Annotated in this window: 21 protein-coding genes and 2 pseudogenes; 11 read left to right on the top strand and 12 right to left on the bottom strand. The window is 73.5% G+C overall.

Annotated features, from left to right (window positions below; translation table 11 throughout):
* Positions 1–39 precede the first annotated feature (39 nt).
* Together ACFW3D_RS14910 and ACFW3D_RS14905 are read right to left on the bottom strand one after the other, a co-directional pair.
* Positions 40–567 carry a hypothetical protein gene (locus ACFW3D_RS14910; protein ID WP_500504533.1) on the bottom strand — a complete coding sequence of 176 codons (528 nt, stop codon included), beginning with the start codon at positions 565–567 and terminating at the stop codon, positions 40–42.
* A gap of 94 nt (positions 568–661) precedes the next feature.
* Positions 662–1,450 carry a glutamate racemase gene (locus ACFW3D_RS14905; protein WP_500504532.1) on the bottom strand — a complete coding sequence of 263 codons (789 nt, stop codon included), beginning with the start codon at positions 1,448–1,450 and terminating at the stop codon, positions 662–664.
* Positions 1,451–1,507: 57 nt separating this feature from the next.
* On the opposite strand from ACFW3D_RS14905, the gene ACFW3D_RS14900 reads away from it, so the two are divergent.
* Positions 1,508–2,728, top strand: coding sequence for a glycosyltransferase (locus tag ACFW3D_RS14900; protein WP_500504531.1), 1,221 nt, complete (start codon positions 1,508–1,510; stop codon positions 2,726–2,728).
* On the opposite strand, the gene ACFW3D_RS14895 is transcribed toward ACFW3D_RS14900, so the two are convergent.
* Complete coding sequence (locus tag ACFW3D_RS14895; RefSeq protein ID WP_500504530.1) at positions 2,692–3,834, bottom strand: glycosyltransferase family 4 protein; 1,143 nt, start codon at positions 3,832–3,834, stop codon at positions 2,692–2,694. The genes ACFW3D_RS14900 and ACFW3D_RS14895 overlap by 37 nt on opposite strands.
* Before the next feature lie 335 nt (positions 3,835–4,169).
* Here ACFW3D_RS14895 and ACFW3D_RS14890 point away from each other — a divergent pair, with 335 nt between their 5' ends.
* From ACFW3D_RS14890 to ACFW3D_RS14875, 4 genes are all read left to right on the top strand, one after another.
* Complete coding sequence (locus ACFW3D_RS14890) at positions 4,170–4,676, top strand: DUF6643 family protein (RefSeq protein ID WP_500504529.1); 507 nt, start codon at positions 4,170–4,172, stop codon at positions 4,674–4,676.
* Between the two features lie 60 nt (positions 4,677–4,736).
* Complete coding sequence (locus tag ACFW3D_RS14885) at positions 4,737–5,573, top strand: MOSC domain-containing protein (protein WP_500504528.1); 837 nt, start codon at positions 4,737–4,739, stop codon at positions 5,571–5,573.
* Between the two features lie 132 nt (positions 5,574–5,705).
* Positions 5,706–6,314: an Rv1733c family protein gene (locus ACFW3D_RS14880; RefSeq protein WP_500504527.1), complete on the top strand. Its 609-nt coding sequence runs from the start codon at positions 5,706–5,708 to the stop codon at positions 6,312–6,314.
* Between the two features lie 167 nt (positions 6,315–6,481).
* On the top strand, positions 6,482–8,911 hold the full coding sequence (locus ACFW3D_RS14875) for a right-handed parallel beta-helix repeat-containing protein (RefSeq protein WP_500504526.1): 2,430 nt from the start codon (positions 6,482–6,484) through the stop codon (positions 8,909–8,911).
* Here the strand turns inward: ACFW3D_RS14875 and ACFW3D_RS14870 are convergent.
* Positions 8,881–11,181 carry a hypothetical protein gene (locus ACFW3D_RS14870; RefSeq protein WP_500504525.1) on the bottom strand — a complete coding sequence of 767 codons (2,301 nt, stop codon included), beginning with the start codon at positions 11,179–11,181 and terminating at the stop codon, positions 8,881–8,883. The genes ACFW3D_RS14875 and ACFW3D_RS14870 overlap by 31 nt on opposite strands.
* Before the next feature lie 247 nt (positions 11,182–11,428).
* Here ACFW3D_RS14870 and ACFW3D_RS14865 point away from each other — a divergent pair, with 247 nt between their 5' ends.
* Positions 11,429–12,289 carry a DeoR/GlpR family DNA-binding transcription regulator gene (locus ACFW3D_RS14865; protein WP_500504524.1) on the top strand — a complete coding sequence of 287 codons (861 nt, stop codon included), beginning with the start codon at positions 11,429–11,431 and terminating at the stop codon, positions 12,287–12,289.
* Positions 12,290–12,314: 25 nt separating this feature from the next.
* A complete protein-coding gene (locus ACFW3D_RS14860) occupies positions 12,315–12,791 on the top strand; it encodes an SRPBCC family protein (protein ID WP_500504523.1) in 477 nt (158 codons plus the stop codon).
* Positions 12,792–12,806: 15 nt separating this feature from the next.
* On the opposite strand, the gene ACFW3D_RS14855 is transcribed toward ACFW3D_RS14860, so the two are convergent.
* The 3 genes from ACFW3D_RS14855 to ACFW3D_RS14845 all read right to left on the bottom strand — a co-directional run bounded on the left by ACFW3D_RS14855 (position 12,807) and on the right by ACFW3D_RS14845 (position 16,708).
* Positions 12,807–14,030, bottom strand: a complete 1,224-nt coding sequence (locus ACFW3D_RS14855) for a hypothetical protein (RefSeq protein ID WP_500504522.1) — start codon at positions 14,028–14,030, stop codon at positions 12,807–12,809.
* Positions 14,031–14,116: 86 nt separating this feature from the next.
* A complete protein-coding gene (locus tag ACFW3D_RS14850) occupies positions 14,117–15,400 on the bottom strand; it encodes a GlnX family signal transduction membrane protein (protein WP_500504521.1) in 1,284 nt (427 codons plus the stop codon).
* Positions 15,401–15,610: 210 nt separating this feature from the next.
* Positions 15,611–16,708, bottom strand: a complete 1,098-nt coding sequence (locus ACFW3D_RS14845) for a PLP-dependent cysteine synthase family protein (protein ID WP_500504520.1) — start codon at positions 16,706–16,708, stop codon at positions 15,611–15,613.
* Between the two features lie 158 nt (positions 16,709–16,866).
* Here ACFW3D_RS14845 and ACFW3D_RS14840 point away from each other — a divergent pair, with 158 nt between their 5' ends.
* Both ACFW3D_RS14840 and ACFW3D_RS14835 read left to right on the top strand, forming a co-directional pair.
* Positions 16,867–17,175, top strand: a complete 309-nt coding sequence (locus tag ACFW3D_RS14840; protein WP_500504519.1) for a hypothetical protein — start codon at positions 16,867–16,869, stop codon at positions 17,173–17,175.
* A 190-nt stretch (positions 17,176–17,365) separates the two neighbouring features.
* Positions 17,366–17,923, top strand: a complete 558-nt coding sequence (locus tag ACFW3D_RS14835) for an ATP-binding protein (protein ID WP_500504518.1) — start codon at positions 17,366–17,368, stop codon at positions 17,921–17,923.
* 65 nt (positions 17,924–17,988) lie between these two features.
* On the opposite strand, the pseudogene ACFW3D_RS14830 reads toward ACFW3D_RS14835, so the two are convergent.
* A pseudogene (locus tag ACFW3D_RS14830) lies at positions 17,989–18,570 on the bottom strand (ABC transporter permease); the annotation flags it as partial.
* Positions 18,571–18,732: 162 nt separating this feature from the next.
* Here ACFW3D_RS14830 and ACFW3D_RS14825 point away from each other — a divergent pair.
* Positions 18,733–19,140, top strand: coding sequence for a hypothetical protein (locus ACFW3D_RS14825; protein ID WP_500504517.1), 408 nt, complete (start codon positions 18,733–18,735; stop codon positions 19,138–19,140).
* A 173-nt stretch (positions 19,141–19,313) separates the two neighbouring features.
* Here ACFW3D_RS14825 and ACFW3D_RS14820 read toward each other — a convergent pair whose 3' ends face one another.
* The 3 genes and pseudogenes from ACFW3D_RS14820 to ACFW3D_RS14810 all read right to left on the bottom strand — a co-directional run bounded on the left by ACFW3D_RS14820 (position 19,314) and on the right by ACFW3D_RS14810 (position 20,948).
* On the bottom strand, positions 19,314–19,832 hold the full coding sequence (locus ACFW3D_RS14820) for a hypothetical protein (RefSeq protein ID WP_500504516.1): 519 nt from the start codon (positions 19,830–19,832) through the stop codon (positions 19,314–19,316).
* Between the two features lie 202 nt (positions 19,833–20,034).
* Positions 20,035–20,643 (bottom strand): annotated as a pseudogene (locus ACFW3D_RS14815) (ABC transporter ATP-binding protein); the annotation flags it as partial.
* A complete protein-coding gene (locus ACFW3D_RS14810) occupies positions 20,640–20,948 on the bottom strand; it encodes an SHOCT domain-containing protein (RefSeq protein ID WP_500504515.1) in 309 nt (102 codons plus the stop codon). The pseudogene ACFW3D_RS14815 and the gene ACFW3D_RS14810, both read right to left, overlap by 4 nt.
* A 147-nt stretch (positions 20,949–21,095) precedes the next feature.
* On the opposite strand from ACFW3D_RS14810, the gene ACFW3D_RS14805 reads away from it, so the two are divergent.
* Positions 21,096–21,992, top strand: coding sequence for a DUF2797 domain-containing protein (locus ACFW3D_RS14805; protein WP_500504514.1), 897 nt, complete (start codon positions 21,096–21,098; stop codon positions 21,990–21,992).
* A 22-nt stretch (positions 21,993–22,014) separates the two neighbouring features.
* On the opposite strand, the gene ACFW3D_RS14800 is transcribed toward ACFW3D_RS14805, so the two are convergent.
* Positions 22,015–23,238, bottom strand: a complete 1,224-nt coding sequence (locus ACFW3D_RS14800) for an ROK family protein (protein ID WP_500504513.1) — start codon at positions 23,236–23,238, stop codon at positions 22,015–22,017.
* Positions 23,239–23,245: the final 7 nt, after the last annotated feature.

Raw genomic sequence — 23,245 nt, 5'->3', positions numbered from 1 at the left:
GACCGTGGCCCCGCGGGCCACGGTCGCGGGCCCGGACGGCTACGGGAGCAGGCCCAGCCGGCTGCGGATGGCCCGGACGGCACCCTCGGCGTCGTCCACGGTGACGGTGAAGTGCCGGCCGTTGCCGAGGTCGATCACCACGCCCGGCCCGCGGCGGACCACGACCGCGGTGCCCTGCTCGGGCCGCCAGCGGTAACCCCAGCCGCCCCAGTGGCGGGGGCTGACGAGCGGGACGAGGTGCGCGTCGTTGATCTCCTCCCACCGGATCCGGCGGCGCGGCACGCCGATGTGGCCGCAGCGCACCTGGAGCCCGTCGCGGTCCACGTTCACACGGACGTGGGTGAACGCGACGGTTCCGAACAGCACCAGCAGCCCCGCTGCGATGCAGCCCACCACCGACATGACCAGCGGCACCGTGCCCGAGGTGTACGGCGAGGCCACGGCGAGCTCGATGCCGAGCGCCATGCAGGCCGCCCCCGCGGCCGCGAGGAGCCACTGGAAGCGGTTGCTCGCGTGGCCCGTCCACACCTGGGATGTACGCGCGTCGTCACGCTGCGCGTCCGTCATAGTGCGCAGCCTACTCATCCGGCGGCGAGTTGGCACCGTTGTACGGAGGGGATACGCCGGGCGGGGCGGCTCACCGGGACGCGGTGGGGCGGGATCAGTGCGTCTCGGCCGCGGCGGGGACGACGCAGGCGCCGAGGAAGCGGCCCTCGGCGTAGGCCAGTGCCTCGGGCGTGACGGTGCCCGCCCGTCCGCTGAGGATCACCGCGAGGCCTCCGGTGGGTGCCGCGCCCGGGCGCGGCTCGGCGCCGATGCGGCGGAGCGTCTGGGCGGCGACGGCGTCGGCCGACCCGTACAGCCGGGCGGGGGCGGCCAGGGCGTCCCCGATCCGGTCGGCGACCAGCTCGTAGTGGGTGCAGCCGAGGACGACCGCCTCGACGTCGGAGGGTGTGAGGGCGGCAGCGGCGGCGATGGCGGCGGCGGTCGCGGTCCCGTCGGCCCGGTCCACGGCGTCGGCGAGGCCGGGGCAGGGCACCTCGGTGATCCGGGCGCCGTTGCCGAAGTCCTCGATCAGCCCGCGCTGGTAGGGGCTGCCGGTGGTCGCGGGGGTCGCCCAGATCGCCACCTTCCCGGCGCCGGAGGCGGCGGGCTTGATCGCCGGGACGGTGCCGATGACCGGGATCGCGGGTTCGAGCGCGGCGCGCAACGCGGGCAGGGCGTGCACGGTGGCGGTGTTGCAGGCCACTATCAGCGCTTGCGGGCGGTGCTCGGCGGCGGCGAGCGCACAGGCCAGGGCGTGTGCGGTGACGTCCTCGGGGGTGCGCGGGCCCCAGGGCATGCCGTCGGGGTCCGAGGAGAGCACCAGGTCCGCGTCGGGCCGGAGCCGGCGGACGGCGGCGGCCGCGGCGAGCAGGCCGATACCGGAGTCCATCAGCGCGATCTTCACGGGGCACAACCCTACGCGATGCGATCGTCGGCCCGCTCTGCGGCCGTACCGGGGGAAATGACACCCGTGGGAGGGCGACGGCGGCAGACTGCGGGAGTGACGTGGCTGACGTGGGTGACCGTGGTGTCGTTGCTGGCGTGGGTGTGGCTGCTGCTGGCGCAGGGCCTGTTCTGGCGGACGGACGTGCGGCTGCCGGCCGTCGCGGCGGAGCCGCGGGAGTGGCCGGACGTGACGGTGGTCGTCCCGGCGCGGGACGAGGCGGAGGTGCTCCCGCGGAGCCTGCCGAGCGTCCTGGCGCAGCGCTACCCGGGTCGCGCCGGAGTCGTCCTGGTGGACGACGGCAGCACCGACGGAACCGGGGAGCTGGCCCGGGAGCTGGCAGGGCGCACGGACGGGCTGCCGCTGCGCGTCGTCTCGCCGGGGCCTCCCCCGGAGGGCTGGACGGGGAAACTGTGGGCGGTGCGGCACGGCATCGAGGTGGCCACGGCGTCCGGCGGCCCGGAGTTCCTGCTGCTGACGGACGCCGACATCGCGCACGGACCGGACTCGCTGCGCCACCTGGTGGCAGCGGCGCAGGGCGGCGGCCTGGACATGGTGTCCCAGATGGCCCGGCTGCGGGTCGCCACCACCTGGGAGCGGCTGATCGTCCCGGCCTTCGTCTACTTCTTCGCGCAGCTGTACCCGTTCCGCCGGGTGAACCGGCCGAGCGCCGGGACCGCCGCGGCCGCCGGGGGCTGTGTGCTGATCCGCCGTACCGCGGTGGAGCGGGCGGGCGTGCCAGACGCGATCCGGCACGCGGTGATCGACGACGTGGCGCTGGCCCGCGCCGTCAAGCGCTCCGGCGGGCGGATCTGGCTGGGCCTGGCCGACGAGGTCGACAGCGTCCGCCCCTACCCGGGCCTCGGCGAGCTGTGGCGGATGGTGTCGCGGAGCGCGTACGCGCAGCTGCGGCACAGCGCGGTCCTCCTGGCCGGCACGGTGCTCGGCCTGCTGCTGGTGTACGTGGTCCCGCCGCTCGCCGCGGTCGGCGGGGCGCTCGCCGGCGACCGGTGGCTGTGTACGACGGGCGCGGCGGCGTGGGCCCTGATGTGCGGTACCTACCTGCCGATGCTCCGTTACTACCGGCAGCCGCCCTGGCCGACGGTGCTGCTGCCGTTCACGGCGGTCCTCTACCTGCTGATGACGGTCGACTCGGCGGTGCAGCACGGCCGGGGCCGCGGAGCCGCGTGGAAGGGCCGTACCTACGCGCGGCCGCGGCCCGACGACGCCTCGGCGTAGACGGCGGCGAGGCGGGCGCCGACGGCCGCCGTGCCGTAGCGCCGGCGGGTGCGCTCGGCGAGGACCGTGGGCCGGCGCACGGACAGCCGGGCGGCGGCCTCCACGAGGGCCCGGCCGAGGGCGGGCGCGTCGCCGGGTTCGGCGAGTACCCCGCCGTCGTGCCCGACGAGTTCGGGCAGCGCGCCGGTGCGGGTGCCGACGACCGGGGTGCCGCAGCACAGCGCGTCCAGGGCGCGCACGCAGAAGCTCTCCACGTGGCTCGCCACGAGGAAGAGGTCGGCGTGCGCGACGGTGTGCAGCGCCTCGGCGCGGCCGCGGGCCCGGCGCACCGTGACGAAGTGGGCCGCTCCGCACTTGCGTATCAGCTCGCGCACGTCGGCGGGGAGTTCGGCGGACCCCTCGGCGATGACGTCCAGCCGCAGCCGCGGGTCCTTGACCCGGGCCGCGGCGAAGGCGTGCACCAGCACCTCCCAGCCCTCGTGACGCTCGAAGCGCCCGGCGGCCGCGACCCGCACCGGGTCCTGGCTGATCCGGGTGCGGGCGGGCACCGGGGGCAGCGCCTCGGGGCCGACGGGGTGCGGCACCAGGCGGTGCCGGCCGGGGAGGCGCAGTTCGCCGAGCCGCAGCAGCAGGGCGTCGCTGACCGCGAGGACGGCCGCGGCCTCGCGGTAGATCCGCGCGCGGGCCCGCCGCGCGGGCAGGCCGGGGAGCGGGCGCGTGGGATGGCCGAACAGGGAGGGGTCGTCCTCGGTGACGACGTACGGAAGCCGCGCGGTCCGCGCCAGCCGGGGGAGCAGTTCCTCGGCGCCGGGCACATGGCCGTGGAGGAGGTCGAACCGGCCGCACTCGGCGGCCTCGTGGCGCAGCACGCCCTCGACGCGGCCCGCGGTGACCCGGCGCGCCACGGCACCACCGTGGGGGACGGCGACCTGGTAGTGGTGCGGCCGCTCCGGGTCGCGGCCGGCGTAGGGGAGCCCGCGGACGGCGGGGAGGGTCAACTCACGGACGGCCACCACGTCGACGACGTCGGCGACGGTCGCCGCGGCCTTGTGCCATTCGTCCGGCCGCGTCGGCCGGTCCTGCCCGAAGAGCATGGCGACGCGCATGGCTCACTGTGACACATCGGGGGCCTCCCGGGACGAAGTTCGCCGGAGTCACGGAAACGCCGCGTTCCTCCTTCGTGCGGGTGACCTGTTGGTGCGCCAGAGTGTCGGTCCGGTCACCCTCCGACACCGCCCGGAAGGGCAATTCCCCGCACCCCCGTTCCCCCGTGACAAGCGGTAACGCCCCAGGCCCAGCGCGTTTACGCGATCCGAACGGCGGCCGCGGACCGATTTCCTCCGATTCGATCGCAATAGGGGTCAGCCGTCACTCGCTGCACATGAAATGACCTGCTAATCGGTCTCCCCAACCAGCACATCGTGGGCTTAACTTATGGGCTATGACCTCCCCCCGCGGTTCTTACAGCGGTGGCTACTACACGTCGCCGTTCTTCCCCGACACCCCCATCTACGACAGCCTGGTCGCAGAGCGGGGCACCCCCCAGATCGCGCCGATCCGCGTCCCGTCCGCGTACGAGACCACCGGCAGCAATCTCCCGGCCCTGCCGGCCGCGCTCCCCGCGCTGCCCGCCGGCCCCTCCCACTCCTCCGCGCCGAGCACGCCGTCGTACTCCGGCTACTCGGCGCCCGGTTACCAGCAGCCCCAGCTGCAGCAGGCACCGGCGCCCTACATCCCGCAGCAGGCCACCGCGCCCCGGCCCGCCGCCTTCAACGGCGGATACCCGGCGCAGCAGGCCCCGCAGCAGTACCAGGGCCCGGCCGGCTACGAGCAGGTGCGGCCGGCCGCGGCGCCGCGTCCGGCGCCGCCGCGCCCCGTGGCGCCGACCGGCTACGACGAGCAGCCGTACCAGCGGCGCAACCTCGGCCAGGGCTACTACTCCGGCTGATGCCCGCGGGCGGCCCGGTCCCCGCCGACGGGTGACCGCACCGCCTGGCACGATGGCGGAATGACGACTCCGACGCCGACACCCCGCCTCAGCGCACTGCACGTCCACCCCGTCAAGTCACTCGGTGGACAGCGGTTGTCCGAGGCAGTGGTGGAGCCGTGGGGGCTCGCCGGAGACCGCCGGTGGATGCTCGCCGACGCTGCGGGACGATGCGTCACGCAGCGGGAGCAGCCCCGGCTGGCCCTGGCACGCGCGGAGTCGTCCCCCGGCGGTGGGCTGCTGCTCACCGCTCCGGGGATGCCGGTGCTGGACATCGTCGTACCGGAACCGTCGTCGACGGTCCCGGTGCACATATGGGGCGACAAGGTGGAGGCCGTGCCCGCGGGAGACGCGGCCGCCGCCTGGTTCGGCACGTTCCTGGGCGCGGAGGTCACCCTCGTCCACCTCGACGACCCCGCCCGGCGGCGCCCGGTCGACCCGGAGTACGCGCGCCCCGGTGAGACCGTCAGCTTCGCCGACGGTTTCCCCCTGCTCGTGACGACCGAGGCGTCGCTCGCCGCCCTCAACGCGCTGATCGCCGACGGCGACCACCCCGGGGAGGGGCCGCTGCCGATGGACCGTTTCCGTCCCAACGCCGTGATCGCGGGAACCGGTGCGTGGGACGAGGACACCTGGACCGGGATCCGCATCGGGGAAGTCGAATTCCGCGTCGTGAAGCCCTGCGGGCGTTGCGTGGTGACGACCACGGACCAGCGCACCGCCGTCCGCGGACGGGAGCCGCTGCGCACCCTCGCGCGCCACCGCCGATTCGGGGGCAGACTGGTTTTCGGACAGAATCTCGTGCCCGTACGACCCGGAACACTCCGGGTGGGCGACGCGTTGATGATGGTGGAGTGAACGCGTCCCGAGACCGCGGCACGGTCCGGGCCCCGGACGGGTGCCGGCGTGAGATGGCTCCCTCCCGCCCGGTCCATGCCGCGCATGTGCCGTGCCATGTGCGGTACTTGGACGGTGAAGGGGGTGCGCCCGATGGCGGCCACACACGTGCGGTGGTGGCGATGGCGGAAGAACAGCCTGCGCCGCCGTTCCGACGTGTTCGAGGCCTGCGCGGGGGTTGCGGCTGGCTGCGCCATCGTCCTGGGGGCGCCGGCCGCGGGGCTGACCACCGGGCTGGCCGTCGACCGCTCCCTCCAGCACACCGTCAGCGTCGAGCACGCCAACCGCACCCGGGTCGGCGCCGTGGTGCTCGAGGCCGGGCCGCGTGAGGCCGCCGACCCCGACCCCGAGTCCGGCCGCGTCCACGAGGAGCGCCGCGACGCCGTGGTGCGCTGGACCGCGCCGGACGGCCACGTCCACACCGCCCAGGTGCGGGTGGGCGCCGCCCACGACAAGGGCGACCACCTCACGATGTGGACCGACAAGTCCGGTGCCGTGCCCGTGCCCGCGCCGCTGGACGCCCGTTCCGCCACCACGCATGCGATGCTCGCCGGCATCGGCACCTTCCTCGCCGCGAGCGTGCTGGGGTTGATGGGGCGCCAGGTGCTCATGTGGCAGCTGATGCGCCGCAGGCTCGCCGAGTGGGAGCGCGAGTGGGCGGCCGCCGGCCAGAACTGGGGCCGGGCCGGCGCGGGCGGCTGACCACACCGGGTACGTACACCGGTGCCGCGGATCATCCGCAATCGGCCTCATCCGGCCGGATCCATCAGGTGATCCATCAGCATCTGGGTGCTGGCGCGCACCCGGCGCGCGCTACCGTGGAGGCCCCCAGGTCGGCGCAGTGCAAGAGGACGGGGCAGAGCATCTCCATGGCACAAGGCGTGGTTCAGGTGACGCACACCAGCAGCTCGCGGTGGCGCCGCCGCACGGGAGAGTACGAGAGCCTCGCCGCGGCCCTGGAGGCGGCCGCCGAGGGCGACGTACTCTCGGTCAACCCCGGGACCTACCGGGAGAACCTCGTCCTGGAGAAGGCCATAACGCTCCGCGCGGCCGACGGGCCGGGCTCCGTGCGGATCGCCCCGCCGGCCGGTGTCGCGCTCACCGTACGGGCCGCGGCCACGGTCCAGGACCTCTCCGTCGAGGGCCAGGACACCTCCGCCGCCGCCCTGCTCGTCGAGGGTGCCGCGCCCGAGCTGACCGGACTGCGGGTCAGCACCCGTTCCGCGGTGGGCATAGAGGTCCGTGACGGGGCGCGGCCGACCGTGCGCCGCTGCACAGTCGACAACCCGGCCGGGCTCGGGATCAGCGTTTTGGAGGCGGCGGGCGGCCTGTTCGAGGACTGCGAGGTGGTGGCCGCCGGCCAGACCGGCATCTCGGTGCGCGGCGGGGCCTCCCCGCGACTGGAACGCTGCCGGGTCCACAACGCCTCCGGCGCGGGACTCGCCCTCACCGGCGAGGGCACCGTGGCCGAGGCCGTGGGCTGCGAGGTGTACGAGGTCAAGGGCACCGGCGTACAGGTCGCCTCGCGCGCCGCCGGCCACCTCACCGAGTGCCAGGTGCACCGCACCACCGGCGACGGCATCACCCTGGACACCGACGCGGTCCTGACCCTCTCCGACTGCGACATCCACGACATCCCCGAGAACGCCGTCGACCTGCGCTCCCGTTCGGTGCTCACCCTCACCCGCACCACGGTGCGGCGCTTCGGCCGCAACGGCCTGTCGGTGTGGGACCCGGGTACCCGGGTGGACGCCAACCAGTGCGAGATCCACGACAGCCAGGGCGACTACCCGGCGGTGTGGGTCAGCGACGGGGCGGCCGCCGTCCTCGACTCCTGCCGCGTGCACGACGTGCCCGACGCCCTGTTCGTGCTCGACCGGGGCTCGCGCGCCGACGTCGTCGACAGCGACATCTCCCAGGTCCGCAACACCGCCGTCTCGGTCAGCGACGGCGCCACCGTGCAACTCGACGACTGCCGCATCCGCGAGGCGTCCACCGGCGCCTGGTTCCGCGACCACGGCAGCGGCGGCACGCTGTCCGCCTGCACCATCGACGACACGGCGACCGGCGTCATCGTCACCAAGGGCGCCGACCCCACGCTGGATCGCTGCGTCGTCACCAACCCGGGCGAGGCCGGGTTCTACGTCTCCGCGGGCGGCCGCGGAAGCTTCACCGGCTGCCGCGTCACGGGAAGCCGGGGCTACGGCTTCCACATCATCGACGGCTGCCGCTCCACGCTCACCCGCTGCCGCACGGAGCGCTGTGCCCGCGGCGGTTACGAGTTCGCCGAGCCGGGCCCGGTGACGGAGGACTGCACCGGTGACCACAGCGGTGAGCGCCGCACGGTGCCGGAGTCGTCGGGCGTGATCGCTTCCGCCGAACGGCAGCCCGCGGCCGCGTCGTTCGGGCTGCTCGGCGGACTGCCCGTGACGCCGACCGGCGCCGCCGAACCGGTCGCCGTGCCCGCACCGGCCCCGGCCGGGGACACCCGCCCTTCGGACGAGGTGCTCGCCGAACTCGACGCTCTGGTGGGCCTGGAGAACGTCAAGCGCGAGGTGCGCTCCCTGATCGACCTGATCGCGGTGGGCCGCAGACGCCGGGAGGCCGGCCTCAAGGCCCCCTCCCCGCGCCGCCACCTGGTCTTCACCGGCTCCCCCGGCACGGGCAAGACGACCGTCGCCCGGCTCTACGGCGAGATCCTGGCCACCCTGGGCGTGCTGGAGCGCGGACACCTGGTGGAGGTGGCCCGCGTCGACCTGGTGGGCGAGCACATCGGCTCGACCGCCATCCGCACCCAGGAAGCCTTCGAGCGCGCCCGCGGCGGCGTGCTCTTCATCGACGAGGCGTACGCGCTCGCCCCCGAGGACTCGGGCCGGGACTTCGGTCGGGAGGCGATCGACACCCTGGTGAAGCTGATGGAGGACCACCGCGAGGCCGTCGTGGTGATCGTCGCGGGCTACACGGCGGAGATGGAGCACTTCCTGTCCGCCAACCCAGGTGTCGCCTCCCGCTTCTCGAGGACCATCACCTTCGACGACTACACCCCGGTCGAACTGCTGCGGATCGTGCAGGCCCAGGCCGAGGAGCACGAGTACCAGCTCTCCGAGGACACCGGCGAGGCGCTCTACAAGTACTTCACCGCGATCCCCAAGGGCCCTGCCTTCGGCAACGGCCGTACCGCGCGGCAGACCTTCGAGGCCATGGTCGAGCGCCACGCGGGCCGGCTCGCCCGGATCAGCGAACCCAGCCACGAGGAACTGCAGCTGCTCTACCCCGAGGACCTCCCCCCGCTGCCCTGACCCTGTACGGGCAGCGCCGGCTCCGTGCTCCGGTGCAACCAGCCGAGCAGCGCGGCGCGCTCGGCGGCGAAGGCCGGGTCGGCCTGATAGTCGAAGTGGGTCAGCAGGGGCGCGGGCAGCGGGTGCTCCTCCGTCCTTCCGTACGCCGCCGGATCGGGCAGCGGCGCACGGTCGACCGGTGGCCCGGGCTCGTCGAGGTGGACCGGACCGCCGATCGGATCCGTACGGCGCCACAGATTGCGCCAGGCGTGCAGCTCGCCGTGGAGCGAGGTCAGGGCGGGGGGCCCGAAGTAGGCCGGGAACCAGCGTCCGTACAGCCGGCCCAGTGGCGAACCGTAGGTGAGCAGCGCGATCCGCGCCCGGGTCGCCGGATCGAGCTGCCAGACCGCGGCCGCGGCAAGGACGCTCCCCTGGGAGTGCCCGGAGAGGATGATCCGGCCGCGGTGCACCCGGGTCCAGGTGGTCATGCGCCAGGTGAGGTCGGGCACCGCACGCTCGGCGTAGCAGGGTGGGGCGAAGGGGTGCGCGGCGCGCGGCCAGAAGGTGCCGACGTCCCAGAGGATGCCCACGGTGCGGCGCGCCCCGGCGTCGCGGTAGGCCCTGCGGCCGAGCGCGATCAGGGCGACCACCCCGGCGCCGACCAGCCAGGACCCGAGGCCCTGGGCGGTCTCGGCAACTGTGCGCAGCCACCCGGGCGCATCGGCCCCGGCCCGGCCGGGGACGGCGCCGCTCACCCAGGCCCCGACGAGTGCCCCCGCTCCCAGCAGGAAGGCCACGACCCCGATGACCCCGATGAACACGGCGGCCTGGTCGGTGAGTTCGGCCCTGGCCCGAGCCATGGCGATCTGGCGGCTGCGCGCGGGGTCGTGCTCCTCCCCCGGATAGTCCGACTCCACCTTCGGCAACAGCGCCCGGGTCCGGCGCAGCAGCCTCCTGCCGCGCACGAGGACCACCACGGCCAGTACCAGCAACAGCACCGGGATCGCCGAGGCCTGCCAGGACAGCAGCACGGGCGGACCCGCGACGGCGCTGCCCCCGCTGCCCGGTGTGGCTCCGCGGTCCAGCCAGTCCGCGACCCGCTGGGCGATGCCTCCGGTGAGCACCCCGCCGAGGGAGCACGCGAGCAGGGCCACCGCCGGTCCGCCCAGACCGCGCAGCTCCGCCCGGCCGCCGCCGGAGCGGTGCATCAGATGGGCGACGGACGCGAGCGCCACGAGCAACAGCCCCTGCGCCAGCGCGAGCCAGCCGAAGGCCTCACCGGCCGGCAGCCGACCGCCGGCGCTCCATCCCGGCCGGTGCCAGCACGCGTAACCGGCGGCGGCGAGCAGCGCGGCGGCCGTCCCGCCGAGCATCGCCCGGGCCAGGCCTGGATCCAGAGCCTCGTCCGGCGCGTGCTCGCTGCGTCCCATACCGCAGGTCACGGCGACCACCGCGGCCGTCAACCCGGCCAGGACACCCGTCAGCAGCCAGCCGGCGGCAGCGAGTATCCGCATCCCGTCGGCGTCCATGTCCCGTTCCAGCGGCGGGACGACCAGCGCGACCGCGACCGTGAGCAGCCCGGCCGCCGTATGCGCCGCGCGGAGCCGGGCGACCAGCCGGCGCCCGTACCAGAAGCCGCGCCGGGCCAGCGGGGTGACGTCCGGCCCTTCCTGCTCTTCCGGATGCGGACCGGGCAGCGGCCGCTGGGACTCGTAGGCGTACCAGGTGTGCCGGGAGAGCCACCACAGCAGCAAGGTCAGCCCGGCGGGCAGCGCGGCCCCGGCGGCGATGCGGCGCCCCGGCTCTCCGGCGGCGAGGAAGGAGAGCCACGTCTTCCCGCCGGCACAGGCCGCGTTGCCGGCGCACTGCCAGGCCACGAGGTCCATCGCCACCTCGCAGGCCGCGGCCACCAGCAGGACCGTCAGCGACAGGGCCAGCAGCCGCACCAGCACGTCGTACGCCCGGTCCATGCCGGGCCGGGAGACCGGCGGTCTCATCCAGTGGGCCAGGTTGGCCACCATGAAGGGCAGCAGGAGCAGCCACAACGCGCGACTGCCGTCCCCGGACGTCAGATTGCACCATGAATAGGCGTCGGGCACCGGGCCCTCGCCGTACTCCTGCGGACGGCGCTCCGCGTCGGCGTCGTCGGCACGCCGGTAGATCCCGGCGGTGTCGTCACCGCAGACGCGCGTGATGCGCGGGTCGTTGAGCATCGTCTGCGGGGTCGTCCCGCCGACGCCGTGGACCAGCAGCTCCAGCGACAGCTCCGTCCGTACCGTGTCCGACCGCATCGCGATCGCCTCCCGTACTTTCCCCGTGGCGCGCGTACGGCATCGCGCGTATTCAGAATCGGGCACACGTACCAGTACTGGACAGAGGTGTTCGGGAATGCCACCCGAACGTGTCACGCGCGGTGCGTGTGGGACCGGTCACCTCGCGCCTCTCGTCCGCTGTCCGGCGGGGGAGGTCGTGGAAGGATGGCGAGACTGCCGGTCCGGGCAGCATCGGGATCACATCAGAGGATGGGACGGACCTCGGGTGAGCGACAACCAGAACCTGCTCGCGGAACAGCGGCGTGCGCTGATCCTGGACGAGGTCCGGCGGCGCGGCGGGGTCCGGGTCAACGAGCTGACCCGGAAGCTGAACGTCTCGGACATGACCGTCCGCCGCGACCTCGACGCGCTCGCCCGTCAGGGCGTGGTCGAGAAGGTCCACGGCGGCGCGGTGCCGGTCGCCCCGGCCAGCAGCCACGAGCCGGGCTTCGAGGCGAAGGCGGGCCTCGAGCCCGGGGCCAAGGAGGCCATCGCCCGAGCCGCCGCGCGCCTGGTCACCCCCGGCAGCGCCATCGCGCTCACCGGTGGCACGACGACGTACGCCCTCGCCCACCACCTGCTCGACGTGCCCGACCTCACCGTGGTCACCAACTCCGTGCGGGTCGCCGACGTCTTCCACTCCGCGGCCCGGTCCGCGACCGGCCGCGAGGGCTCCGCGACCGTCGTCCTCACCGGCGGGGTGCGCACCCCCTCGGACTCCCTCGTCGGCCCGGTCGCGGACCGGGCGATCGGCTCGCTCCACTTCGACCTGCTCTTCCTCGGCGTCCACGGGATCTCCGTCGAGGCGGGCCTGTCCACTCCCAACCTCGCCGAGGCGGAGACCAACCGGCGCTTCGTGCGCTCCGCCCGCCGGGTGGTCGTCATCGCCGACCACACCAAGTGGGGAACCGTGGGACTGAGCTCCTTCGCCACGCTGGAGGACGTGGACACCCTCGTCACCGACGCGGGCATCCCCGAAGTGCTGCGGGCGGAGATCGCGGAGCACCTGTCGGACCTCGTCGTCGCGGGCGAGCCGGGGGACACCGGGCCCGGCGCCGCTCCCGGCGGGGAGTCCGCAGACAACTGACGGCGCATCAACTACCGTACGGCGCATGACGCGCCGACTGCGCCCCACACGCCAGGTGGACCTGGGCTTCCTCGCCTCGGCACCGCTCCGTCTCGTCTTCGCCGCCGACGCCGCGGCGCCGCCGGACGCCGTCCACACCGCCCTCGCCAAGGACACCGGGGGATGGACGGCCTGGTTCGACGCCGTCACGGCCGCCGTGCCGACCGCCACGGGACGCGCGATCGGGCTGCGCGGAGGAGTGCGCTTCGAGGAGACGGTCCTCGCCGACGAGCCTCCGCGCCGCTTCGCCTACCGTGCCGACGCCACCAACGCTCCGGGCCTGCGCGCCCTGCTGGAGGAATGGGCGCTCTCCCCCACCCCGGCCGGCGGCACCCACGTGCGCTGGACCTTCGCCGCCGACGGCCCGCCGGCCCTGCGCACCTTCCTGCTGCTGTCCCGCCCGGGCCTGGGCCTGTCGTTCCGTTCCGCGGTCCGTTCGCTCGACCGCCGGCTGGCCTCCTGAGCGGGGCCCGGGCCCTCAGGTACGGGAGACGGTGCCGCAGCCCTCGGACCCTGTCCGTTCGGTCCGTTCGGTCCGTTCGGCCTCGAGGTCCCTGCTGCGGTCGTAGGGGTCCACGGTGGGTCCCGACCGGTCGGCGTCGTCGCCCGACGAGGCGTCGGAGGCGAACCGCGGGTGGAGCCAGCCGTCGTGGACGAAGCAGGCCGAATTGGCGATGTCGTCGTCGTAGCGGGAGATCGCGAACCTGCCCGCGGTCACCCGGTAGCGGGACGGGTCCGGGAACTCCACGTCCAGGATGCGCCGGACGATCGTCCGGGCGACCTCGGTGGATCCCGGCTCCGCCTTCACCACGGGGTACACGAAGGTGTAGTCGGCGTGGACGACGACGGCACGGTCCTTGCCCTTCGCGAAGGTCATCCGGCCGCGGGTCTTGACCACGTCACCGGCCAGGGCGACTTCGGAGGGATTGAAGCGCACCGCGAGCCGGAGCGGGTCGTTCTTCTCGGTCGGCTTGCGGAAGGCCGTCTCGAACCGGGTAAGCAGCTCGCGCTGGCCCGGGTCGAGCATCCCCAGGGCGGCGTCCGGCCGTCCGCCCCGCAGCGTCGCGGTGTCGAGGTTGGTGTCCACCAGGTACGCCTTGACGTTCTTCAGGGCCGCCGTCACCTGCGCGGACGTCATCCAGCCGGCCGGCCGCGCCTTCGGCGGGACGATCCCCTCGGCCCCGTCGGCGTACCGCTTCGCCGGAGAGCCGGCGAACGGGTCCTCGATCGTGGGCATGTCGGGGAACGCCTCCTGCGACGGGGCGCCCGTCGGTTTCGCTGTCTCCACGGGGAGCGGCGAGGGGTCCGGGTCCGCGCTGCCTCCGCTGCCGCTGTCACGCAGCGCGTCCAGCGCCCATCCCGGGTTCAGGGCGAACAGCAGCACCCCGACCGCGACGAGGACGCCGACCAGCCCGAGCCACCGGCGCCGCCGGTGCCCGCGTTCCTCGGTCTCGTAGAGGGCGGGGCCGGTGCGCCATCCCTCGGGCCGGGCGGGCGGCGGATTGCCACGTCCCTTGCGCTTGGCGCGGCGGGCCGCCTCCGCGTCCTGCTGCCGCAACCGCTCCGTGACCATCCGGGCCCGCGCGGAGGGTTCCTTGGGCGCCGACGCGCGGATCTCCGCCTCGCTGTCCTGGACGAACCGGTCCCAGACGTCGTCGGGCACGGAGGGGACGTCGTCGGGGGACGGCGGGGTCGTGGTCACCGGAGGCTCTTTCGCAAGATCGGGCTGACAGATCTTTCTATATCCGAACACAGGTTCCCTACAAGCCCGTCGGGCCCGCGGTCACCTCACCGGTACTCCGCGAGCCGCGGCCGCACACCCACCACGACAAGGGCCGCGGCGACGCCGAGGACACCCGCGGGAACGACGGGCCAGCCGTCGAGCCCGGAGTGCGCGGCGTCCGTACGGGAGGCGAAGTCGGCCTGCTGGTCCCGGGCGAGGACCTCCAGGGTGGTCGCGAAGTCCCAGAAGTCGAACCCCACCTCTCCGCGCCCGACGTCCGTGAGCACCACGGCCGCCTCGTCGATCCGCCCGGCGGCCATCAGCCCGACGAGCTTGCGGTCGTCCTCGCGGAAGTGTCCGTAGCGCTCGTTGACGTCGGCGTACGCGGGACGCTCGTCCGCCGCGGCCCAGCCCCCGGGTGAGAGCAGCCCGTCCAGCCGCCGGTTGAGCTCGTCGAGTTCGGCGCGCTGCTGCGATTCGGCGCCGTTGACCAACCAGCGGCTCTGGGTGGCCGCGGCATCCGCGGCGATAGCGCGCGCCTGCGCGAGCCGGGACCAGGGGCGCAGTCCGTCCCGGGTACCCGCGTCGAGGTCGGCGGCGGCGCCGGTGAAGGCCACCACCGCGGCCAGGGTGACGCCGAGCGCGGCGGCCGTGGCAGCGGCCAGCGCCGGGTTGACGAGGCGACGGTAACGGCGCGTCAGATCTCGCTGCCACCACAGGAGTACGGCGACGGCGACCAGACCGAGGACGCCGACGGCCACGGCCGAGCCCACGGCGGCGTCCTGCGCGGTGCGCGAGGCCGCGGTGGCCTGCGCGTCGTAGGCGCTCGCCAGGGTCGCGACCTCGGGCAGCAGGTGGCCGTGCATGATGTCGCCCGCCTCGGCGGAGAAGGCGACGGCGACCGCCGGCGGATGGCCCGCGGCCCGTTCGTGGTGCTGCTCGTCAACGAAGGCGGCGCGACCGCTGACGTCGTCATAACGTCCCAGGAGGTCGAGGATGCCGCCCACCTGCGCGGCGTGGGCCTCGTCGCCGCCCAGTTGCCGCAGGAGGTCGCTGACCTGGGCGCGGCGCTGCTGCGCGGTGATGAGCGCGAGCAGCCGGTTGCCGACCGAAACCCCGGGGTCGTCGACCGCGTGGCCGGGTACCAGCTGGTTGGCGCGCTGGGCGTCCAGGTCGGCGAGGGCGAAGCGGAGTTCGGCGGCGACGGCGGCACGCTGCGCGGACGTGTCGCGCAGCTGCTCGGCGTCCGACCGGACGGTGACGGCCCCGACCACCACGGCGAGGCAGAGGGCGAGGACGGCGACGAGTGCGGCGGTCGCCTGGACGACCAGCCGCGCCGGCGGCGGCATGCGCCGGCGCCGCACACGGACAGGCGGCGCCGGCGCCCGGGGCGCCGGCGGTGCGGACGCACCGGGCGCGGGGGGCGGCGGCGCGACCACCGGAGGCGCCACTTGAGAGATCGTCATATCGGGACGCTAAGAGCGCCCGGAGAAGGGAAGGCCCTACTCCGGCGGACCCCTGGTGACCACGACGTAACAGAACGGAACGGACGGACCGGGTCAGCCCGGCCAGTTGCCCGCCGTCAGGAAGGCGTCGATGGTGACGGCGTACGGCCCGATGTCCAGGCCCTGTTCGGCGAGCCAGGCATCGGAATAGTACTTGTCCAGGTACCGGTCTCCGGGGTCGCACAGCAAGGTGACGACGCTGCCTGTGCGGCCCGCCGCCACCATCTCCGAGACGATCTTGAAGGCGCTCCACAGGCCGGTCCCCGTCGATCCCCCGGCCCTGCGCCCGATGGCCGCCTCCAGGGCGCGTACCGCCGCCACGGAGGCGGCGTCCGGCACCTTCATCATCCGGTCGATGGCACCGGGCACGAAACTCGGCTCCACCCTCGGGCGGCCGATGCCCTCGATGCGCGAACCCCGTTCGCAGCACACGGAGTCGTCGCCGCTGACCCATCCGTCGAAGAACACGGAGTTCTCCGGGTCCGCGACGCACACCAGGGTGTCGTACTGCATGTAGTGCACGTAGCGGGCGATGGTCGCCGACGTGCCGCCGGTGCCGGCGGTCGCCACGATCCATGCCGGGCAGGGGTTCCGCTCCAGGCGCAGCTGCTGGTAGATCGACTCGGCGATGTTGTTGTTGCCGCGCCAGTCGGTGGCACGCTCGGCGTAGGTGAACTGGTCCATGTAGTGGCCGCCGCTCTCCTCCGCGAGGCGGGCGGAGACCTCGTAGACCGTCCGCGGGTCGTCCACCAGGTGGCACCGGCCGCCGTGGAACTCGATCAGCCGCTGCTTCTCCCAGCTGGTGGTGCGCGGGATGACGGCGATGAACGGTACGCCGATCAGGGCCGCGAAGTACGCCTCGGACACCGCGGTCGAGCCGCTGGAGGCCTCGATGACGGGCTTGCCCGGCCGGATCCACCCGTTGCACAGCCCGTAGAGGAAGAGCGAGCGGGCGAGGCGGTGCTTGAGGCTGCCGGTCGGGTGGGTCGACTCGTCCTTCAGGTAGAGGTCGATGCCCCAGGCGTCGGGGAGCGGGAAGCGCAACAGGTGCGTGTCGGCGGAGCGGTTGGCGTCCGCCTGGACCTTCCGTACGGCCTCTTTGAGCCATCCTCGGTAGTCCGGGTCGGTCCGGTCCACGTCGACGGTGGGCATGGCCTGCGCCGTCCTCGTACGGTCTTCGCGGTCACCCTTCCCGTTGCCGCTCACCTGCGCCGCCTTCCGTTCGCGCCTGTGTCCCGATCATAGGCCGACGCTGGTGCGGCGCCCCCCGGAGCGGGCAGACTGCGACCGGACGAAGGAGGGGATGTGCCGTGGCCGAAGCGGAGTTCACCGCCACAGGGGTGCGGATCGGACGGCGGCTGCGGTCGCTGACCCGGGGCGGGCAGGTCCTGATCCAGGACGGGCGCCTGGTACTGCTCACCAGCCGCGGCCGGGAGATCGACAGCGCTCCGGTGGAAGACGTCCACGCCCTGACCCCGCGTTTCGCGGTGCGCCGCCGCACCCTGGCGCGGCTCAACGGCACCGGCTACCTGCTGACCTTGCGCAAGCAGGGGGCGGCGTCGGCGGTCCGCTTCCTGGACGCCCTGCGAACCGCCCGGGAGCGGGTCGCACGCCACTGACGCGAACGGAACGGCACTCTCCGCGTTCACGGAGTTGCGGTAAGCATCCATCGGGGTGATCCTTGAGTGGCGTCACGGAGTCACTGCAGCAGTCACTCACAGCAATCCCGCAAAGGTGTTCCCATTCCATGCGGGCGGGGCATGCCCCGGTCACAGGGGCGCGCCCTCCACCGCGGAGGGAGTCGCAGCCGTGATCAGCTCAGAAGGCAGTAAGCGGCAGTGTGCTCTGGAACTTGAGGCACTGCCGTCCCGGATCCAGCAGGTACGCCGTATCGTCGCCGCTCAGTTGCGGTACTGGCGTCTGGACCCGCTGATCGACCCCACTCTGCTGGGTATCACCGAACTGCTCGGCAACGTCCACCGGCACGCCCGGCCGGACAAGCGCTGTTCCGTCGAGCTGAGCTTCGCCTCCGGCTGGCTCACCGTCGCCGTCTCGGACAACGATCCGCGCCTGCCGCGGGTCCGTGAGTTCGAGCCCCTGGCCACCTGCGGCCGCGGCCTCGCCATGGTCGTGTCGATGAGCGACAGCTGGGGCACCGAGACCCTCAACGACGGCGGCAAGGTCGTATGGTTCACGCTCCGGGCCGAGGCCACGGTCTCGCCCACGGCGATCACCGAGCAGGTGTCGGCGGCCGTCGTCCGCAAGGTCGCCCCGCGGACGCTGCCGGTCCTCCCCGAGACGCCGGATGCCTGGCCCCCGGTGCTCGATCGCCTGGTCCCGGCCGCGGCCGAACCGGTTCTGGTCTGACGCGCGGCCGCCGCACCCCTCGAGGGGCACGGCGGCCGTGGCCCCCCGGGCCGTCGTCGGCGGAGTCATTCCGCGGCGATGGCCCTCAGTACGTCCAGGTGCGCGGCGCGCCGGGCCGGACGCCATCCGGCCAGGACCCCGGCGGCCAGCCCGACCAGCAGGACGACCTCGAGCCGGCCGGGCGGCACCGCGAAAGCGCTCGTGCCCGCTGCGTCCGACGCCTTGACCAGCGCCCACCCGAGGAACGCCCCGAGCCCCAGGCCGCCGGCCGTGCCGAAGGCGGCCACCAGGACGGACTCCCAGCGGACCATGGCCCGCAACTGGGTCCTGGTCTGCCCGACCGCCCGCAGCAGGCCGAGTTCGCGGGTGCGTTCGTGCACCGCGAGGGTGAGCGTGTTGGCGATGCCGAGCAACGCGATGAGGACGGCCAGCGCGAGCAGGGCGTAGACGAGCGTCAGCATGATGTCCACGCCCGAGGCGGCGGATTCGGCGTACTCCTCGCGGGTCTGCACCTCGGGGTTGCCGTACCTGCGGGCGACCTCACGGACGGCCGTCCGTCCGTCGTCGGGCGCCACACCGTCCTTGAAGGCGACGGCGACGAGGCCGTCGGAGTCCTGCACCCTGTGCGGTGCCCAGGCGGTACGGGTGCGGGCAGCGGAACACCGCTGAGGGGCGAAATACTGTGGGCGGCGCCGGTTATGGTCAGGCCATGGATTGGGGAGATGCCTCGGCGTGGGCGGGGTTTGTGGTGGCGTTGGGCGCTCTTGGGATCAGCCTTAAGGCACAACGAGACAGCAAGCGGTCAGCCGATGCAATCGGAAACGTCGGCAACCGCTTCAGTGAGGGCTGCTGATGCTGCCGAGCGCTCCGCAGCCGCCGATGAGGCGGCGCTCGCGGAACAGCGTCGCCTCGCCGAGGAGCAGCGAGCAGCAGCCGAGGAGGCGGCGCGGCCGCGCGTGGATCTGGTGCTGGAGCACGTGAACCGGAAGCGCTTCCGCGTGCGCAACTGCGGAACTGCCGTTGCTGAGGGCGTGGTCTTGGAGCAGGTACGCAATCTTGTTGGCTATGGCGGCGAGCCAGCCACCCTGGACGCCGGGCAGAGCTTCAGCTTCCTGCTCACGTCTGCGATGGGCATGCCGATGCCCGACTCACTGCAGGTTCGGTGGACTGGACAGGAGGAGCCCGTCTCGCTGCCCGTGCCGCCCGCGTACATCTGACCAAGCGAGAAGGCCCCCGTCGGGCTGGCAGGGGCCTTCTGCTGTCCATCCTTCGTGTCCGGCGAGGTGCACCCGTAGCCTGCCTGGGAATCGCGCACGGACGGGTCTCAGCGTGTCACCGCGCCTGACGGTGCGCTGCGCTCAGCCCTCACCTCGCGTTCCGGCGTCGAAGGTCACAGCTGAGTGACGGACCACGACCTCATGGCCGTGCCACGGGTGAGCGAGGAGCCCGAATTCACCCAGCTCCAGTTGTCGCCCGGGTTGCCGTAGTACAGCCAGTTCCCGTTCTGGTTCTGCAGCTTTTGGTTGTCGCTGGTCCAGAACTGCCCCGAGTGACTGCCGCACGGTTCCATGTAGACGTTGGCGAAGTCACCGGTGTCCGTAGTCAGGCAGTCGCCCGTGTAATTATTCACGAGGCGCCGCATCGTGTGACCGCCCCAAGTACCCGACTCTGATCCCCAATGCCAAGTCGCGCGCGGCATGGAGGGACATTCGCCGACCGAAATGGAAACCCTGGATGCATACACACCATAGGGCCCGGCACAAAGGAGGAAGTACTTGGCTTCGGCAGCGCCGAACGTATAGCTGGTGGCGGCCTGCGCGGGCGTCGACGTGCCGATTACGGTCATGCCAGCAGCGGCAACGGCGAAAACCAGTGCCTTGAAAGCAGCCTTCAAGCGTGTCATGTTCATGAGCCATATCCAACGCGGATTACGGCACTCCGTCAATGGATCTCGACATGATCAAGCTCGGGAAAGCTACCTCTCGCAACCCGTGCGATGCCACCCCTCAACACCCGACCGCATTCCTATTTAGCCGCTAGCAGCTATGGATTTCGCCGAAATTAACGAGAACACTCCTGTCTAACGCGGCGATTTCTGCTACTTAATCGACGACCGGGTCGTGGGTGACCATGACCACCGTGCGGCCCATGTCGTGGACGGCCCGCCCCAGCAGGCGCAGCGCCTCCTCGCCGGACCGCGAGTCCAGGTTGCCGGTGGGCTCGTCGGCGAAGACGACCTCGGGCCGCCCGGCCAGCGCCCGCGCCACGGCCACGCGCTGCTGCTGGCCCCCGGAGAGCTCGCCCGGTCGGTGCCGCAGCCGGTCGCCCAGGTCCACGACGTCGATCAGGGCGTCCACCCACTCGCGGTCCGTCGTGGCACCGGCCAGGTCCTGAGGCAGGGTGATGTTCTCCGCCACGGTCAGGGTCGGCAGCAGGTTGAAGGACTGGAAGACGAAGCCGACCCGCTCCCGGCGCAGCAGGGTCAACTGCCGGTCGCCGAGCGTCCCCAGCTCGGTGTCGCCGATCCAGGCGGTCCCGGAGGTGAGGGTGTCCAGGCCGGCGGCGCAGTGCATGAGGGTGCACTTCCCCGATCCGGAGGGGCCCATGATCGCGGTGAACCGTCCGGTGGGGAAGCCGACCGTGACCCCGTCCAGGGCGCGCACCCGGGCGTCGCCCGTCCCTTAGGTCTTGACGGCGTCGACGACGCGGGCGGCGGTCATCGCTCCCCGCCCTTGGAGAAGCGGCCGAACTGCTCGTCCAGGACGGACAGCCGGCGCCAGTACTCGTCCTCGTCGATCTCGCCCGCGGCAAAGCGGCGGCCCAGCACGGCGATCGGCGAGTGCTCGCCGATCGCGGCCCGGGAGTGCCAGGGGCCACGGCCCAGGCCCCGGCGCCACACGGTGCGGCGCAGCACGAATGCGACGCCCGCGATGACGGCGGCCCAGATCAGGGGGAAGAACAGGATCCAGGGGCCGGGTCCCCCGTCCCAGTGGTCGGCGAGCGAGGTCAGTGCGGTGGCGTCCATTGCGATGCGTCTCCTTGGTGATGCCGTGTTTCCCGACACCACGAGACTGGTCCGCGCGGGACCGCCGGTCGTCGTACGGACAGCGGCACCTCGGGTACCACCCGGGGAGTACGGCCGCTGTCGGTGCCTGCGCCTAGCATGCGGATCATGTGGCGATGCACAGGTCTGCGATGGGTGTCCGGGGGCCCGGTGTGGACCTGGTGGCACCCCCGCCTCGGCGACCGGAGCAGTCCCGTGCGGCTCGGCGACCCGCTGGCGCTCGCCGTGGAGCCGGGCGCGGTGCGGCGGTGCACGGGCGTGCGGCGTGCGGGGCGCTGGACCCCGTGCCCGCGTGCCTCGGAGCTCCCCGCGCGGGCGCGTCGCGACCAGTGCGAGCAGTGCGCGGCGCTGGACCGCTCCCGTTCCGTGGCCGCGGACACCCGGCTGGACGACCCGCGGCCCTTCGCGGTGTACCTGGCCTGGTTCGGCCCGGGTCTGGGCAAGGTCGGCATCACGGCGGCCGAGCGGGGCAGCGCGCGGCTGCTCGAACAGGCCGCGATCTGCTTCACGTTCCTCGGCCGCGGCCCGCTGATGGCCGCGCGCCGGGCCGAGTCGGTCCTCGGGACGGCGCTCGGCATCCCGGACCGGGTGCCGGCCTCCGCCAAGCGTTCCGCCCGTGCCGCGCTGCCTCCAGCGGCCGTGCGGGAGGCCGAACTGCGGGCGTTGCACGAGGCGGCGGCAGCGGTCCCCGACTGGCGGGACACCCTGACCGCCACCGGGTACCGGCCCGTCGACCACGCGGCGGTGTTCGGCCTGGAGCCCGACGCACCGCGGGCGACCGCCGCGGTGACCGGGCTCGCTCCGGGTACCGCCCTGGGCGGCACCGTCGCCGCCGTGGCAGGAGGTGACGTCTACCTCCGCACGGCCGGACCGTCCGGCGGTGTCCTCCTGCTCGACACGCGCCTGGTGCCCGGGTGGCCGCTGACCGCTTCGGCGGAGGGCCTGCCGGCGCCACCCGCCAAGGGGCTGCCACCGGCCACCGAGCCTCCGGAGCCGCTCTTCTGACGGCCTGTCGGCGACTCGCCGGCTAGGCGCCGAGCGCCGTGAGCGGGTCGTCCAGCACGGGCTGCCAGGCCAGTTCGGCGGCGCCGACGAGGCTGTTGTGGTCCAGGGCGCAGGCGAGCAGCGGCACCCCGCCGCTGCGTCCCCACAGGCTGCGTTCGGCGACGACGGCACGCAGTCGCTCGGGGTCCGCGTCGAGCAGCCACCGGTGCAGGCCGCCGAGCAGGATCCGGTCCGGGTTGAGGACGTTGACCAGTCCCGCGAGTCCCTGGCCGAGGTGGTCGATGAGCCGGTCGGCGGCGCTGCGCACCGCGGGGTCGTCGTACTCCTCGCGGAGCAGGGCACGGCACTGGTCCGGGAGCGAGCCCTCGGGGCCGGGGATCCGGCCGGCGGCCTCCAGGAAGGCGAGGGGGTCCACCTCGACGTCGAGGCAGCCGCGGCTGCCGCAATGGCAGGGGCGTCCCTCGGGGTTGACGGTGAGGTGACCGACCTCGAGGGCGAGTCCGGCGCTGCCGGTGTGGAGCTTGCCGCGCAGGACGAGGGCACCGCCCACGCCGCGGTGTCCGGTGGCGACGACCAGCAGGTGTTCGGCTCCCTGCCCGGCGCCGTGCCGGTGTTCGGCGAGCGCTGCGACGTTGACGTCGTTGCCGACGAAGCAAGGCGGCGGTGCCCCGTTGGGGGCGATGATGCCGGACCGTTCGATCTGCTCGCGGAAGATGTCCAGTACGGGCGCGCCCGCGGCCCACGCGAGGTGCAGGGGGTTGAGCGCGGCGCCCTCCGGCTCGGCGACGGCGGACGGCACGGCGAGGCCGGCGCCCGCGCACTCCCGGCCGGCGGCGCGCAACAACTCCGCGCCGGCTTCGACGACCGCGCCCAGCACCCGGGCGGGGTCCGCGGGCACGGTCATGGCGACCGGCTTGGACGCGAGGATGTGGCCGCCGAGTCCGACAAGGGCGGCGCGGAATCCGTCGGCGTGGATCTGCGCGGCGAGGACGACGGGGCCCTCGGGGTTGACGGCGAGCCGGTGCGAGGGCCTGCCCTGCGCCCCGGCGGGTCCGCCCGGCCGGGTGTCCACACGGATCAGGCGCAGTGCCTCCAACTCGGCGGCGACGGCGCCCGCGGTCGCCCGGGTCACGCCGAGTTCGGCGGTGAGCACGGCGCGGGTGGGCGCACGTCCCGTGTGCACGAGCGCGAGCGCGGGACCGAGCGCACCACGGCCCCGCTCCAACCTTGTCCGAGTCTGGGTCACAGTCCTA

This window comes from Streptomyces sp. NPDC058864 (genome assembly GCF_042742985.1).
Classification (GTDB): domain Bacteria; phylum Actinomycetota; class Actinomycetes; order Streptomycetales; family Streptomycetaceae; genus Actinacidiphila.
The sequence above is the reverse complement of the archived record's forward strand: the minus strand, read 5'-3'. Positions and strand labels throughout refer to the sequence as shown.